Annotated in this window: 17 protein-coding genes and 1 pseudogene; 7 read left to right on the forward strand and 11 right to left on the reverse strand. The window is 72.9% G+C overall.

Features of this window, described 5'->3' with window-relative positions; all coding sequences use genetic code 11:
* Nucleotides 1–8: 8 nt before the first annotated feature.
* Complete coding sequence (locus tag KSED_RS10640) at nucleotides 9–992, reverse strand: transporter substrate-binding domain-containing protein (RefSeq protein ID WP_015780091.1); 984 nt, start codon at nucleotides 990–992, stop codon at nucleotides 9–11.
* Nucleotides 993–1,283: 291 nt separating this feature from the next.
* On the opposite strand from KSED_RS10640, the gene KSED_RS10645 reads away from it, so the two are divergent.
* Entirely contained in the window at nucleotides 1,284–1,970 is a 687-nt protein-coding gene (locus KSED_RS10645; protein WP_015780092.1) for an HD domain-containing protein, read from the forward strand.
* A 23-nt stretch (nucleotides 1,971–1,993) separates the two neighbouring features.
* On the opposite strand, the gene KSED_RS15405 is transcribed toward KSED_RS10645, so the two are convergent.
* From KSED_RS15405 to rpmG, 4 genes and pseudogenes are all read right to left on the reverse strand, one after another.
* Nucleotides 1,994–2,581 (reverse strand): DUF4031 domain-containing protein, encoded by a 588-nt coding sequence (locus tag KSED_RS15405; protein ID WP_015780093.1) that lies wholly within the window; start codon nucleotides 2,579–2,581, stop codon nucleotides 1,994–1,996.
* Between the two features lie 99 nt (nucleotides 2,582–2,680).
* Nucleotides 2,681–2,929, reverse strand: a complete 249-nt coding sequence (locus KSED_RS10655) for a type B 50S ribosomal protein L31 (RefSeq protein WP_015780094.1) — start codon at nucleotides 2,927–2,929, stop codon at nucleotides 2,681–2,683.
* 37 nt (nucleotides 2,930–2,966) lie between these two features.
* Nucleotides 2,967–3,128, reverse strand: a pseudogene (gene rpsN, locus KSED_RS10660) (30S ribosomal protein S14); the annotation flags it as partial.
* A 14-nt stretch (nucleotides 3,129–3,142) separates the two neighbouring features.
* Entirely contained in the window at nucleotides 3,143–3,538 is a 396-nt protein-coding gene (rpmG, locus tag KSED_RS15770) for a 50S ribosomal protein L33 (protein WP_373419160.1), read from the reverse strand.
* Between rpmG and KSED_RS10665 the strand changes: the two genes are divergently transcribed.
* On the forward strand, nucleotides 3,488–5,575 hold the full coding sequence (locus KSED_RS10665; RefSeq protein WP_015780095.1) for a HelD family protein: 2,088 nt from the start codon (nucleotides 3,488–3,490) through the stop codon (nucleotides 5,573–5,575). The two genes, rpmG and KSED_RS10665, sit on opposite strands and share 51 nt — an antisense overlap.
* Before the next feature lie 108 nt (nucleotides 5,576–5,683).
* Here the strand turns inward: KSED_RS10665 and KSED_RS10670 are convergent, their stop codons facing one another.
* The gene (locus KSED_RS10670; protein WP_015780096.1) at nucleotides 5,684–6,061 is read right to left on the reverse strand and encodes a hypothetical protein; all 378 of its coding nucleotides are present in this window, start codon (nucleotides 6,059–6,061) and stop codon (nucleotides 5,684–5,686) included.
* Between the two features lie 237 nt (nucleotides 6,062–6,298).
* Complete coding sequence (groL, locus tag KSED_RS10675; protein WP_015780097.1) at nucleotides 6,299–7,930, reverse strand: chaperonin GroEL; 1,632 nt, start codon at nucleotides 7,928–7,930, stop codon at nucleotides 6,299–6,301.
* Nucleotides 7,931–8,321: 391 nt separating this feature from the next.
* Here groL and KSED_RS13800 point away from each other — a divergent pair, with 391 nt between their 5' ends.
* The 3 genes from KSED_RS13800 to KSED_RS10690 are packed head-to-tail and all read left to right on the forward strand — an operon-like array spanning nucleotide 8,322 to nucleotide 10,413.
* Nucleotides 8,322–9,056, forward strand: a complete 735-nt coding sequence (locus KSED_RS13800; RefSeq protein WP_015780098.1) for an HAD-IA family hydrolase — start codon at nucleotides 8,322–8,324, stop codon at nucleotides 9,054–9,056.
* Nucleotides 9,053–9,739, forward strand: coding sequence for an alpha-ketoglutarate-dependent dioxygenase AlkB family protein (locus tag KSED_RS10685; RefSeq protein WP_015780099.1), 687 nt, complete (start codon nucleotides 9,053–9,055; stop codon nucleotides 9,737–9,739). The genes KSED_RS13800 and KSED_RS10685 overlap by 4 nt, the downstream gene beginning before the upstream one ends.
* Nucleotides 9,736–10,413: a DNA-3-methyladenine glycosylase I gene (locus KSED_RS10690; protein ID WP_015780100.1), complete on the forward strand. Its 678-nt coding sequence runs from the start codon at nucleotides 9,736–9,738 to the stop codon at nucleotides 10,411–10,413. The genes KSED_RS10685 and KSED_RS10690 overlap by 4 nt, the downstream gene beginning before the upstream one ends.
* 12 nt (nucleotides 10,414–10,425) lie before the next feature.
* Here the strand turns inward: KSED_RS10690 and KSED_RS10695 are convergent, their stop codons facing one another.
* The 4 genes from KSED_RS10695 to KSED_RS10710 all read right to left on the reverse strand — a co-directional run bounded on the left by KSED_RS10695 (nucleotide 10,426) and on the right by KSED_RS10710 (nucleotide 12,323).
* Nucleotides 10,426–11,319: a hypothetical protein gene (locus KSED_RS10695; RefSeq protein ID WP_015780101.1), complete on the reverse strand. Its 894-nt coding sequence runs from the start codon at nucleotides 11,317–11,319 to the stop codon at nucleotides 10,426–10,428.
* Nucleotides 11,320–11,387: 68 nt separating this feature from the next.
* Nucleotides 11,388–11,687, reverse strand: a complete 300-nt coding sequence (locus tag KSED_RS10700) for a DUF3263 domain-containing protein (protein WP_015780102.1) — start codon at nucleotides 11,685–11,687, stop codon at nucleotides 11,388–11,390.
* Between the two features lie 85 nt (nucleotides 11,688–11,772).
* Nucleotides 11,773–12,105 carry a type II toxin-antitoxin system PemK/MazF family toxin gene (locus KSED_RS10705; protein WP_015780103.1) on the reverse strand — a complete coding sequence of 111 codons (333 nt, stop codon included), beginning with the start codon at nucleotides 12,103–12,105 and terminating at the stop codon, nucleotides 11,773–11,775.
* Entirely contained in the window at nucleotides 12,102–12,323 is a 222-nt protein-coding gene (locus tag KSED_RS10710; protein ID WP_015780104.1) for a ribbon-helix-helix protein, read from the reverse strand. Before KSED_RS10710 ends, KSED_RS10705 begins: the two co-directional genes overlap by 4 nt.
* Before the next feature lie 88 nt (nucleotides 12,324–12,411).
* Here KSED_RS10710 and KSED_RS10715 point away from each other — a divergent pair, with 88 nt between their 5' ends.
* Together KSED_RS10715 and KSED_RS10720 are read left to right on the forward strand one after the other, a co-directional pair.
* Nucleotides 12,412–13,101, forward strand: a complete 690-nt coding sequence (locus KSED_RS10715) for a uracil-DNA glycosylase (RefSeq protein WP_015780105.1) — start codon at nucleotides 12,412–12,414, stop codon at nucleotides 13,099–13,101.
* Nucleotides 13,098–14,021 (forward strand): SGNH/GDSL hydrolase family protein, encoded by a 924-nt coding sequence (locus KSED_RS10720; RefSeq protein ID WP_015780106.1) that lies wholly within the window; start codon nucleotides 13,098–13,100, stop codon nucleotides 14,019–14,021. The genes KSED_RS10715 and KSED_RS10720 overlap by 4 nt, the downstream gene beginning before the upstream one ends.
* Nucleotides 14,022–14,053 lie beyond the last annotated feature (32 nt).

Below are 14,053 nucleotides of genomic sequence, written 5' to 3' on the forward strand. Positions count from 1 at the left end.
GTGGCGGGTCAGCTCTCGTCGGAGCCCGAGTCCTCGGACTCGGGGCTCTCCTCGGAGCCGGAGTCACCGGACTCGGAACCCTCCTCACCGGAACCCTCCGCCTCCGGCAGCTCGCCGTTGCACAGCTGCTCGGTGGTGATGTCGCCCTGCGGACGCTCGGCGTCGGTGAAGCCGAACTCGCCCACGGTGTCCACGAAGGCCTGCTCCTCGCCGACGATGGAGGCGAGCTCCTCGTTGTAGGCCTTCAGCAGCTCGGTGTCGTCCTTGCGGAAGACGGTGGACCCGGCACCGACCTGCTCCACCCCATCGACCACGGCGGTGAACGGCTCGGTCACCTCGACCCCGGCGTCGGGGTTGTTCTCCGCCATCGCGCGCAGCGAGATGCCGGTCAGCGCGAACACGTCGGCACGCTGGTTGGCCACGGCGTCCATGCCGTCGGGCATGTCGGAGACCACCTGGGTGTCGATGCCCATGTCCTCGGCGTACCCCTGCTCAATGGCGCCGTTGGTGACCGCCAGCGTGAGACCGGCGTCGGCGACGTCCTGCAGGGTGGACAGGCCCTCCGGGTTGCCCTCGGGCACCATCAGGGCGGTGGTGTACATGATCGTCGGGTCGGCGAAGGCAGCCTTCTCGCAGCGCTCGGGCAGGATGGACATGCCGGCGCTGATCGCGTCGAACTCACCCTTGGCGAGGCCCGGGATGAGTGCCTCCCAGGCCACCTGCTTGCCCTCGACGTTCTCGATGCCGAGCTCGTTGAAGACCTTCTTGTCGATGGCCACGGTGGCCCCGGTGAGCTCCCCGTCGTCGTTCTGGAAGGAGTAGGGCTCCTCACCGGCGTAACCGATGGTGATGGTGCCCTCCTCCTTCAGCTTCTCGAGGGTGTTTGCCCCGTCCTCACCCCCGCCGGAGTTGTCCTCATCGCCCCCGCACGCCGCCATTCCCAGGCTGGCAGCGGCGAGTGCGGCGATCAGTGTGCGGCGTCGCGTCGTCATGATGTTCCTCCTTGCGATGGCGAGCGCTGGCTGCGCCCGAGTGGTCTGCCATGCCACGTTATGGACGGGCCGGTGGGTTCTCAACCAGTCCATCCGCCGCGACAGGCCGCCCCACGGCGCCTCCGAGCGCGCTCCGTGACCGCCCACCGGAATCCGGCCTGGGCGCACGGTGGTGCGCTTTCCCGGGCCACGCGAAACGGCCCCCAAGCACCCCGGAGCAGGACGGGAAAAGAGCGACCGATGGGTGACAGATCGTTACCCCATCGCAACGTGCTGCGGCAGAATGGCCGGGTGAGCACTCCGTGGACGTACGACGTCCTGCTGGCCCGCTGGCGCCACACCCTCACCGTCCTGTGCACGCCCCGGGACGAGGGCCAGACACTGTCGGGTGGGCAGGACCTGCTGGCCCGATGGGGTGAGCCGCACCGCGGGTACCACGACCTGCAGCACCTGCGCGAGACCTTGGCGGCCCTCGAAGAACTCGTGGCCGCCGAGGAGGGTGGCGCCGACGGGGCCGACGCCCACACCGTGGCGCTGGGCGAGCTGGCCCTGTGGTTCCACGACGCGGTGTACGACCCGCGGGCCCGCGGCACCCGGAACGAGCGGGACTCCGCGCAGCTCGCCCGGGAGGTGCTGACGAGCCTCGGCGCGGCCACGTCCGTGGCCGACGAGGTGGCCCGGCTGGTGCTGCTGACGGCCGACCACCGGGTGGAGGACCCCACCGACACCGCCGGACGGCTGGTCAGCGACGCCGACCTGTGGATCCTGGCGGCGCCGCCGGGGCGGTACGCGAGCTACACCGCATCGGTCCGGCAGGAGTACCGGCACGTCCCCGGGGTGCTGTTCCGACGGGGGCGACGCACGGTGCTGGAGGGCCTGCTCACCACCGGGACGCCCTACGTGACCGACCACGCCCGGGACGTGTGGGGACCGCGGGCCCTGGCCAACATGCAGGCGGAGATCCTGCAACTGAGCTGACACAGGAAGGCGCACCAGCACCCTCAGGCCTCCGTCAGCCGCACCAGCACCACGCGGTTCTCCCCCGCGCGCACCCGGAGGCCCGGCCCCGGCAGCTCCACCCCCTCGGGCGAGGCCCCACCCGGCACCCACACCCGCAGGTGCCCCACCGGCCTCGCGGACCCGTGGCTCCCGGTGCCCCCGTCCACCACGGTGAACCCACCGGCCCCATCGCGCTCCAGCACCACCCAGCCCCGTGTCGTGTCCCCCACAGGCCGATGGGGTGAGCGCACCACATCGAGCAGGTGCGGGAGCTCGAGGCCGGGCAGGCCGTCCACGCGACGGTCCAGGCACCGTTCGTCCTTGCGCTTGGGCAGGCGCTGCCCGGTCGCCATCAGTGCCCGCACCAGCTCCCGGCCGGGCGTCGGCACGGCGCCGGCGGCCACGCACGCGGCGTGCAGGTCCTCCGGCACGTCGTGGTGGTCACCGTCGAAGAAGCGCCGGTCCAGCCCCACCCGTGCGGCGAACTCCTGCAGCTCCCCCACGGCGTCGCGCCAGGAAAGGTCGCTGACCAGGTGGCTGAAGCGGGTGCCGTGGGCGGGCCACACCGGGGCGTCGATGCGGAGCGTCATCCCCGCAGTCTGCCCCGGCGCAGCGAGGCGGGGCCCACCCGGGAGGAGGCCCCGCCGTGGAGCGGGCCGAGAGTCAGGCCCCGCCGTCGAGCGCGCCGCTCACCGGCGGCCCCCGTACGGCTGGCGGAAGCGCTCCACGCGGCCGGCGGTGTCCATGGCCCGCTGGCGCCCGGTGTAGAAGGGGTGGCTGGCGCTGGAGACCTCGACGTCGACCACGGGGTAGACGTTGCCGTCCTCCCACTCGATGGTGCGGCTCGGCGTGGTGGTCGAACGCGTCAGGAACGCGAACCCCGCATCGGCGTCACGGAACACGACCGGGTGGTCGTCGGGGTGGATGTCCTTCTTCATGGAACCTCCTGGGTACTCGGAACGGATGGGGAGTGGCTCACCACGCGCTCTTGGTCACGCCCGGCAGCTCGCCGCGGTGCGCCATCTCGCGCAGCCGGATGCGGGAGAGCCCGAACGCGCGATGGAAGGCGCGGGGGCGACCGTCCACGACGTCGCGGTTGCGCAGGCGGGTGGGGGTGGCGTCGCGCGGCAGCTTCTTCGAGGTCTTGGCCGTCAGCGGGCCTCCCGGAAGAGGACGTGCTGGCAGACCACGGGGTCGAACCGACGCAGCTCCAGCCGGTCCGGGCTGTTCCGGCGGTCTTCTCGGTGATGTACGCGTAGCCCGTTCCCGCCGTGGAACGGAGCTGGACCTTGATGCGGATGTCCTGTCGTGCCATGCGCAACAGTCAACGCTAATTGATAACGATTCGCATTCCTGCTTGCGTTCAGGGCCCCCCCGTGCTTTCCTGACCGACCCCCTCGGATCGGCTCACCGCCGATGGCTGCGCCGTCCCGAGCCTCATCCGGCCCACCGGAGAGACCACTCCACACCCCCCGGACCGGCCCCGAGAGGACACCATGGACTCCACCCCCACTCCCGACCCCGAGCTCGTCGCCGAACGCGCCCATCTGGCGGCGGCGCGCGCCGCGATGGGGCGGATGCGGCAGCGGACCCTGGCCCTGACCGCCCAGGGCGCCGACGCGCAGACTGCCGAGTACCTCAAGGCAACCTTCCATCGCCGCGCCATCGCGCTGACCGACGACCCACACACGACGCTCTTCTTCGGCCGCATCGACCTGGCCCCCGGCCACGGCACCGACCCGCTGGCCCACGCCGCCGAGACTTGGCACCTGGGGCGGCGGCACGTCACCGACGAGGAGGGCGACCCGCTCGTCATCGACTGGCGCGCCGAGGTCGCCACCGCCTACTACCGCGCGTCGACCACCGACCCGATGGGGGTGAGCCTGCGCCGCCGCTTCGGCGTGGAGGGGGGCCAGCTGACCGGGTACGAGGACGAGGCCCTGCTGACCAGCGACGCGGACGGGGACGCCGCGGGCCAGGACACCGCATCGGAGCTGCTGGCCCGGGAGATCGAGCGCTCGCGCACCGGGCCCATGCGCGACATCGTCTCGACGATCCAGCCCGAGCAGGACGTCATCGTCCGCGCCGATGCCGCCACCACCGTGTGCGTCCAGGGGGCGCCGGGCACGGGCAAGACCGCTGTCGGCCTGCACCGCGTGGCCTGGCTGTTGTACGCCCACTCCGCCCGGATGGCGCGCGGCGGCGCCCTGGTCATCGGGCCCAACCGGGCCTTCCTGGAGCACGTGGGGCAGGTGCTGCCGGCCCTGGGCGAGGTGGAGGTGGGGCACACCACCATCGAGGAGCTGCTGGAGATCGTGCCGACCGGGCAGGAGCCGGCGGAGGTCTCGACACTCAAGGGCGACGCGCGCATGGCCGAGGTGGTGCACCGGGCGATCTGGGGCCACATCGCCGAGCCGACCGAGCCGCTCGTGGTGCCGCGCGGGTCGCGGCGGTGGCGCGTGCCCGCGTACGAGGTGCGCGAGCTGCTCGAGGAGCTGTGCACGCGAGGGGTGCGGTACTCCGCGGCCCGGGAGATGCTCGCGCGCCGCCTGGCCCACCGGGTGCTCGTGCAGATGGAGGCCGCCGGTGACTCCCCCGACGACCGGGTGGCCGACGCGGTGGCGCGCTCGACGCCGGTGAAGGCGTCGGTGAGGTCGCTCTGGCCGGTGCTCGACCCGGCCCGCGTGGTCTTCGAGCTGCTCTCGGACCCCGCCGTGCTGGCCCGGGCCGCCGAGGGCGTCCTGACCGCCGAGGAGCAGGCGCTGCTGCTGTGGGAGACGGCGCCCCGCAGCCCCCGGTCCGCCCGGTGGACGATCGCCGACATCGCGCTGCTGGACGAGGCCCGCGACGCGGTGGAGCGCACCGCCAGCCACGCGCACGTGGTGCTCGACGAGGCGCAGGACCTCTCCCCCATGCAGCTGCGGGCGGTGGGGCGCCGGGCCAGCACCGGGGCACTCACGGTGCTCGGTGACATCGCGCAGGGCACCACGCCGTGGGCCACCGCCTCGTGGGACGAGACGCTGCACCACCTGGGGGCCGAGGGGTCTCACGTGGAGGAGCTGGTGCGCGGCTTCCGCGTGCCGGCGGCGGTGATCGAGCTCGCCGCGCGCCTGCTGCCGCACATCGCGAACGGGCTCCGTGCGCCGGAGGCGGTGCGCTCGAATCGTGGCGACCTCGCGTTCACGGCGGTGGAGGGTGGCGGCGACGAGGCGGGCGGCGCGCCGGGCGAGGCGCTGCTGGACGCCGTCCGTGGGGCCGCCGGGCGGGCGCTGGCGCGCGAGGGGACCGTCGGCGTCATCGTGCCCGGGGCCTGGACCGATGCGGTGACGGCCGCCCTCGAAGGGGTCGAGGGCGGCACGGCCCTGGACGACGCGGCGCCGGCGCGCTGCACCGTGCTGCCGGCCGGCACGGCCAAGGGCCTGGAGTTCGACCGCGTCGTCGTGGTGGAACCGGCCCGCGTGGTGGCCGATGAGCCGGACCACCGCACCGGGTTGCGCCGCCTCTACGTGGTGCTCACGCGCGCGGTGAGCGGGCTCGAGGTGGTGCACGCCGCGCCGCTGCCCCCGGAGCTCGGCGAGGGCTGAGGGCGAGCACGTGGACACCGGACGGGGACTCCGTGACCTTGCTGGTCAGCGTCACCGCGCTGCCCGACCGGCTCGCGCTCAGCGCGTTCCTGGAGCCAAGCTTCACCGTCATCGTGCGCGTGTTCTGGGTAAGGGTGTTGAAGCGGCTGTCGTAGGCGCCCCCCCCGGGCGGACCTTCCAGGTGCCGATGGGCGTCATGAAGTCGTACACGTCGAAGGTCTGCCGCGTGTCGTACTGGGCGTCGCCACCGATGACCAGGAAGAACTCCTGGATGCCCTTGGTCGGGTGCACGGCATCCCAGCTGCCCGAACCCGAGCCGGTGGTGCAGGCACCGGAGAAGCTCACCGGGTACTCCCGGAACTCCCGGTCGACGACGATCTTGCTGGGGGTGGTGATGGTGCACGAACCCGCGGCCACGGAGGGCGCGGCGGTGGGGACGGTGCTGACGCCCACGAGGGCAGCCACGACGAGTGCGACTCGACGCATGGGTGATTTCTCCGTGGGGAAGCCGGGCAGCTCAGCCGTCCCGGACGACGCGGGAACCACACGCTGCGGGACCCGTCACGCGGAAAGGTAGACCACCCCGCCGACAACCACTGCATCACCTGCACCGCAGAGGGATTGGACCTAGCCCACATGCCGACGGGCGGCCCCTCCCACAGGAGGGACCGCCCGTCGTGGTGCGCGGGCACGGACCGTGGTGGTCCGGCCCGGTGGCTGGGATCAGAAGCCCATGCCGCCCATGTCGCCCATGTCGCCGCCGCCAGCGTTGTTGCTGCTGTTGTCGGGCTTCTCGGCCACGATCGCCTCGGTGGTGAGGAACAGCGCGGCGATGGAGGCCGCGTTCTGCAGCGCGGAACGGGTCACCTTGGCCGGGTCGATGATGCCCTCGGCGATCATGTCGACGTACTCGCCGGTGGCCGCGTTCAGGCCCTCGCCGGGCTTGAGGCCGCGCACCTTCTCGGCCACGACGCCGCCCTCGAGACCGGCGTTGATGGCGATCTGCTTCAGCGGAGCGCTGGAGGCCACGCGGACGATCTCGGCACCGGTGGCCTCGTCGCCCTCGAGCTTCAGGGACTCGAACGCCTTGGTGGCGGCCTGCAGCAGGGCCACGCCACCACCGGCGACGATGCCCTCCTCGACGGCGGCCTTGGCGTTGCGCACGGCGTCCTCGATGCGGTGCTTGCGCTCCTTGAGCTCCACCTCGGTGGCCGCACCGGCCTTGATGACGGCCACGCCGCCGGCCAGCTTGGCGAGGCGCTCCTGCAGCTTCTCGCGGTCGTAGTCCGAGTCCGAGTTCTCGATCTCGGCGCGGATCTGGTTCACGCGACCCTGCACCTGGGCGTCGTCGCCGGCGCCGTCCACGATGGTGGTCTCGTCCTTGGTGACGACGACCTTGCGGGCGGTGCCCAGCATGTCGAGCTCGGCGTTCTCCAGGGTCAGGCCGACCTCCTCGGAGATGACCTGGCCACCGGTGAGGATGGCCATGTCGCCCAGCATCGCCTTGCGACGGTCACCGAAGCCCGGGGACTTCACGGCGACGGACTTGAAGTTGCCGCGCACCTTGTTGACGATCAGGGTCGCCAGGGCCTCGGCCTCGACGTCCTCGGCGATGATCACCAGCGGCTTGCCGGACTGCATGACCTTCTCCAGCAGCGGCAGCAGGTCCTTGATGGCGCCGATCTTCGAGTTCACCAGCAGGATGTACGGGTCCTCGAACACCGCCTCCATGCGGTCGGTGTCGGTGACGAAGTACGGGGAGATGTAGCCCTTGTCGAAGCGCATGCCCTCGGTGAGCTCGAGCTCGATGCCGAAGGTGTTGCTCTCCTCGACCGTGATCACGCCCTCCTTGCCGACCTTGTCCATCGCCTCGGCGATGACCTGGCCGATCTCCGGGTCCGCGGCCGAGATGGACGCGGTGGAGGCGATCTGGTCCTTGGTGTCGATGTCCTTGGCCATGTTCAGCAGCTCGTCGGACACGGCCTTGGTGGCCTGCTCGATGCCGCGCTTCAGCCCCATCGGGTTGGCGCCGGCGGCCACGTTGCGCAGGCCCTCGCGGACCATCGCCTGGGCCAGGACGGTCGCCGTCGTCGTACCGTCACCGGCGACGTCGTCGGTCTTCTTGGCGACCTCCTTCACGAGCTCGGCACCAATGTGCTCGTAGGGCTCGTCGAGCTCGATCTCCTTGGCGATGGAGACACCGTCGTTGGTGATGGTGGGGGCGCCCCACTTCTTCTCCAGCACGACGTTGCGGCCCTTGGGGCCGAGCGTCACCTTCACGGCGTCGGCAAGGGTGTTCATGCCGCGCTCGAGGCCGCGGCGGGCCTCCTCGTTGAACGCAATGGTCTTGGCCATCGGTGATTCCTCCCACACAGGTAGTGGCTGACCACCGGTCGCCCGCGACGGACGGGGCGCGCCGGTGCGGTGTTGACCGCCGGGCGCGAGCCCCTCGACCTGTGGTCGGTTGTCATTCACCCGGAACGGCTCCACGCACTGTTCACCAGACCGGCCGAGGGGCACTGTCCTCGGCCATGCGACCTGCGAACTGTCACTCGGAGCCGCCGAGTGCCAAGTCCGATTTTGGCACTCTCCACCCGAGAGTGCAAAGCGCGGTCGGCACGCCCCCGGCGCACCGGTGGCAGGCCGGCTCGCCCTTCGGAGAGGGGCACCCCATCCCCGCGGACGGGGGCATCCCTCCTGCCCGGGTGGGCGGACCTGCCACGACGGCAGGTGGGAGAATCGAGCCATGCCGACCCCTCGCCCGTCCACCGTGCGCCTGCTGCTGCTGGACGCCGATGCCGTGATCCAGCGGATGCCCGACACCTGGCGCGACGACGCCCTGGCCCACCTCGCGGCCGGATGGGGTGCCTCGGCCGAGGACCTGGCCGCCGACACCGCGCTGTGGGGCCGCACGCGCGCCGTGCTCGACGAGATCTTCGTGGCCGAGGTGTCGCTGCTCTCCGGCGGTGAGGACGACCCGACCTTCCCCGAGGTCATCGCCACCGTCCTGGACGACCACGACAACTCCGCCGACCCCGAGGCGACCGCTGCTCTGTGGCACAACACGGTGGCTCTGGAGGAGGAGCGCGCGATGGTGGTCGCGGCCCGCCAGCGCGGTCTGCGGGTGGCCATGGCCACCAACCAGCAGCCCCACCGCGCCGCGTGGTTGGACGAGAGCCGCGCCTTCGCCGAGATCAGCGACGTCGTCTACACCTCCTCGGGCTTGGGGGCGGCGAAGCCGGACCCGGAGTTCTTCCGCCGCATCCTGGCCGCGGAGGCCGACGCCGGCTTCCCCGTGCGTCCCGAGGAGGTTGTCTTCGTGGACGACCGCCCGGACAACGTGGCCGGCGCCGCCGAGGTGGGCATCACCGCCCGGGACTACCACTTCGACCAGGGGCCGGAGATGTTCGCCGAGGTGCTCCAGTCCACCGGGGTGCTCCTGCTCTCGATGCACGACGGGCCGTCCGACCCGGCCGTGTGACCGCCGTGGGCGCCCTGTTCGGCGACGAGACCCTCCCCCGCCCCGCGCAGGAGGTGGCGCCCGGCTGCCACTGGGTGCCCGGATGGCTCGATGCGGGGCAGCAGGCCTGGGTGGTGCGGCAGTACCGCCGCTGGGCGGCCGGGCCCGTCCCGGCGCACCGACCGGCCGTGCGCGGCGGGCGGATGAGCGTGACGATGGTCCCCTTCGGGTGGGTGTGGACCTCCGCCGGCTACGCACGGACCGGTGAGCAGGACGCGGCCCCGCTGCCGGTGCCGGACTGGATGGTGCGCCTCTACCGCCGGGCGGTGGTCGCCACCGGCTTCGACGGATGGGCCGAGGCCGCGCCCGACGTCGCCCTGGTGAACCACTACCGGCCCGATGCCTCGATGGGGATGCACCGCGACGCCGACGAGCTCACCGAGGCACCGGTCGTCTCGCTGTCGGTGGGTGACGCGTGCACCTTCCGCTTCGGCAGTACCGAGACCCGCACGCGGCCGTGGACCGACATCCGGCTGGAGAGCGGTGACCTGGTGGTCTTCGGGGGCCCCGCACGGCGCGCCTTCCACGGGGTGCCGCGGATCCACCCGGGCACCGCCGGGCCGCAGGTGGCGGCCGCGCAGGCCGAGGCGGAGCTGCCCGGGCGGCTGAACATCACCCTGCGCGTCACGGGGCTCCAGCGATGAGCGGCGGGGGCGTCACCGCATCGGGGCGGGATGCGGGGCAGGGCACCGCGGGCGAGGGGGCGGCACCGGGGTTGCCGGCGGGCTCCGAGGTGGTGGTGGGCGCCGACGGGCTGGCGCGCACTCCGTGGGGCGACTCCAGCGACCTGATGCGCCACTACTACGACACCGAGTGGGGCCTGCCGGTCCGGGACGAGGCCGGGCTGTTCGAGCGGCTGACGCTGGAGGCCTTCCAGTCCGGGCTCTCGTGGGCGACCATCCTGCGCAAACGGCCGGCCTTCCGGGAGGCCTTCGCCGGGTTCGGCCCCGATGCCGTGGCGGCCTTCGGCGAGGGGGACGTCGAGCGTCTGATGGCCGACGCCCGCATCGTGCGCAACCGGCGCAAGGTCGAGGCGGCGGTGACCAATGCCCGGGCCACCGTGGCCCTGCGCGAGGGCGGCGGCCTGGCGGACTTCGTGTGGTCCTTCCGGCCCGCCGAGACGCCGCGGCCGCTGCGCGTGGCCGAGGTGCCCACGCAGTCCGCGGAGTCGGTGGCGCTGTCGAAGGCGCTCAAGCAGCGCGGCTTCGCCTTCGTGGGGCCCACGACGATGTACGCGCTGATGGAGGCCATCGGGATGGTGGACACCCACCTGGTGGGCTCGCACCGCCGCGGCACCAGCGGGGTCTGGCCGGACTGACGGGTGCCGGGCTCAGCGCGGGGGGCGTTCCCGCTCGGCGACCTGCCGCATCGCGCGGGCGAGGCGCTCGAGCTCCACCTGGCGTTCGGCGTCGCGGGTCTCCCGGCGGGTGCGTTGCCGGCGCAGCTCGGTGGCCGCGAGCGCCAGACCGACCACGATGGCACCGATGAGCCGGCCGTTGTCCTGCAGGAAGTCGATCACTGGGCGGATGGGGTCGAACAGCCACGAGAGGTCCGGCCACGGGATGCGGGGCAAGCTGGGGAGGTCAGGCAGGTCGGGCCAGGGGATGCGCGGCAGGCGGGGCAGGTCCGGCATCGGGATGGCCGGCAGGTCCGGCATCGGCACGCTGGGGAGGGTAAGGCCGAGGAGGCCCAGCAGCCGCCGCAGCAGGGCGAGCACCGGTTCCACCAGCAGGAGCAGCAGCGGTACCAGGAGCCAGCCCAGCCGCATCACGAGGTGACGCAGCGCCGCGACGCGGGGGCGGCGTTCGCGCAGGCGCTGGAAGCGTTCGCCGGCGCTGCCGGCCGGCGGGTCCAGGGCGAGGCAGCGTTCGCGGGACAGTGCACCCTGGGGCAGCAGGTCCATGTCGTAGGCCTTGCCGCGGGAGTGGCGCACCTCCAGCGTGACGCCGCCCCCGAAGCCCAGCGGCCCGCGCTCCGAGCCGCTCCACCCGGCGTTGGTCAGGGCCCCGGTGGGCGCGGAGACCCGTACCGTCCCGTCATTGCTCGCGCGGCCGACCGCCGTGCCGTCGACGACGAGCCAGGCGGTCTTCTCCGGCCACCCCTTGGCGAACCGCCCCTCGATGCGGTGACCCTGCACCGTCGTGGTCCACACCTCGGCGGCGGCGTACGTGGTCTGCGCGGCCTCGACGTCGGTCCCCGCGCCCCCGTGGTCCTGCTCCCCCATCGAACTCTCCCCTCAGCGTGCGTGGTGCGTCCCCGGTCCGGGTGCGGGCGGCCCCGCCGGCCGACCGCTCACTGCGTGTGCGTGCGGTTCCGCGCCGCCAGCCGCGTGGTGTGGCGGGCGTCGCGCTGGCGGCGCAGGCGCTTGACCAGCAGCGGGTCGGCGGCGAGCGCGGCCTCGGAGTCCAGCAGCTGGTTCAGGCGTTGGTGGTACTGGGTGGTGGTCATGCCGAACAGCTCGCGGATCTCCTGCTCCTTGGCCCCGGCGTACCGCCACGACTGCCGCTCGAAGGTGAGGATCTCGCGGTCGCGCGCCGACAGGCCCCCTGCCTGCGCGTCGGCGGCCCCCGCGGTCTGCTCAGCTGCTCCCATGCGGGCGATGGTACGGGGGAATCACAGCCGTGTCATTCCGCCGTTGCCCGTTCTTCTCCGACGCAGCCCGTGCGTTCCCGCACCCTTACACCAGCCCGTCAACGACCCACCGCCGCACCGCCTCCAGACAGGTAGCGTCCACCACACCGGAGCGGTGCACGAACCGGTCCCGACTCACGGTGGTCAACTGCTCGGACATCGCGAAGGAGTGCTCCGGCAACCCCGGAGCACCGGTGAGCGGCACGTGGTTGGGCCATCCGCGGTCAGTGGTGGTCACAGGCACGACGCCGGCCAGTGTGGTCACCGTGGCCAGGTACTCCTCGCCGCTCACCACCACGGCGGGACGACGCCCGGCCTGCTCCCGCCCCACCGTCCGAGCAGGCTCGAGCCACCAGACGTCCCCCGGGTGGACGGTCATTCCCCCGTGTCCGCCTGCCACTCCTCGGCCTCGACCCGGTAGGCGGCGTCCGGGGGACTCGCGGCCATCGCCTCGCGCACCGCGGCGAAGCGGGCGCGGCGGTCCTCCTCGTCGAGCAGCGCGGCGATGTGGGCACCCATCGACTGCCCGCGTGCCGCAGCCGCGGTGCGCAACCGGTCGCGCAGATCGTGGTCGACCTTGATGGTGGTGAGGCTCATACCACAAGTATGACGCTCAGGGGCGACGCTGGGCAACCCCGCCCCACCACGCCCCGCCACCCTGACGCGGGCGACGTACCGTGGCCGCGTGAACGACGCTCCCACCTTCGCCGGCCGGGTCCACGACTCGTGGGTGCCCGTCCTCGAGCCCGCCGCCGAGACGCTGGCGGAACTCGGCACCTTCCTGCGCGCCGAGACCGCCGCCGGCCGCGGCTACCTCCCGCCGGGCGACAGCATCCTGCGCGCCTTCACCCTGCCCCTCGATGCGGTGCGCGTCCTCATCGTCGGCCAGGACCCCTACCCCACCCCCGGCCACGCGGTGGGCCTGAGCTTCTCCGTGGCCCCGGACGTCCGGCCCATCCCGCGCTCGCTGCAGAACATCTACACCGAGCTGGTCGAGGACACCGGCTGCCCACGCCCCTCCACCGGCGACCTGACCCCGTGGTTCGAGCGCGGCGTCATGCTGCTCAACCGTTGCCTCACGGTCCGCCCCGGCGCCCCCGCCTCACACCGCGGCAAGGGCTGGGAGCGCATCACCCAGCTCGCCATCGGTGCCCTGGCGCAGCGCGCCCGCGACGGTCAACCGCTGGCCGCCGTCCTCTGGGGCCGCGACGCCCGCGACCTGGCCCCCCACCTGGCCCCGATGCCGTGCGTCGAGTCCCCGCACCCCTCCCCCCTGAGCGCCAGCCGGGGCTTCTTCGGCTCCCGCCCCTTCACCCGCACCAACGAGCTCCTCGCGCAGCAGGGTGCCGACCCCATCGACTGGAGACTGCCGTGACCGACCCGACCACCCCCACGACCCAGCCCGAGCAGTCCGACTGGCGCGTGCCCGGCTCCGGCATCGCCCCCCTGCGCCACCTCGCCACCACCCCGCGCGACTGGGCCAACTACATCGCGATCGGCGACTCCTTCACCGAGGGCATGTCCGATGACGAGCACGTCACCGCCGGCGACTTCTCCGGCTGGGCCGACCGCCTGGCCACGATGCTGTCCCACGAGCACGCGGACGCGGCCGGTGACCCCCGGCCCCCGGCCACGGGCGCTCCCTTCCGCTACGCCAACCTCGCCGTCCGCGGCCGCCTCCTGGCCGACGTCGCCGGCCCGCAGACCGACGCGGCCACCGAGCTCGTGGCCGGCGCGACGGGCCCGGTGCTGGTCAGCATCGTGGGCGGCGGCAACGACATCCTGCGGCCCCGCGCCGACATCGACGCCCTGGCCGCCCGGCTCGACGGCGCCGTCGCTCGCCTGCGCGCCACCGGTGCCGACGTCCTCATGGTGACCCCGACCGACCCGGTGGGCGCCCCCATCATCGGCGCCACCCGCGGCCGGGTGGGCCAGTACATCGCGCACATCTTCAGCATCGCCGGGCGCCACGGGTGCTACGTGCTCAACCAGTGGGACCTGCACTTCCTGAAGGACTGGCGCATGTGGGCGCCCGACCGAATCCACATGACCCCCGAGGGGCACCGCCGCGTTGCCCTGGCCGCCTTCGCCGCGCTGGGCCACACCGAGGCCGATGAGGGGGCCTTCCGCCGGCCCCTCGACCTCGCCGACGCGCCCCGCCCCACCTGGGCCGAGCACCGCGAGTGGGCCCGCACCCACGCCGGTCCGTGGGTCAAGCGCCGGGTCACGCGGCGGTCGTCCGGTGACGGCCGCAGCGGCAAGCTCACCGAGATGACCCCCTGGCCGATGGGGTGACCCCCAGCCCGGTGGGGTGACCCGCGCCCGAC

The organism is Kytococcus sedentarius DSM 20547, assembly GCF_000023925.1.
Taxonomy (GTDB): domain Bacteria; phylum Actinomycetota; class Actinomycetes; order Actinomycetales; family Dermatophilaceae; genus Kytococcus; species Kytococcus sedentarius.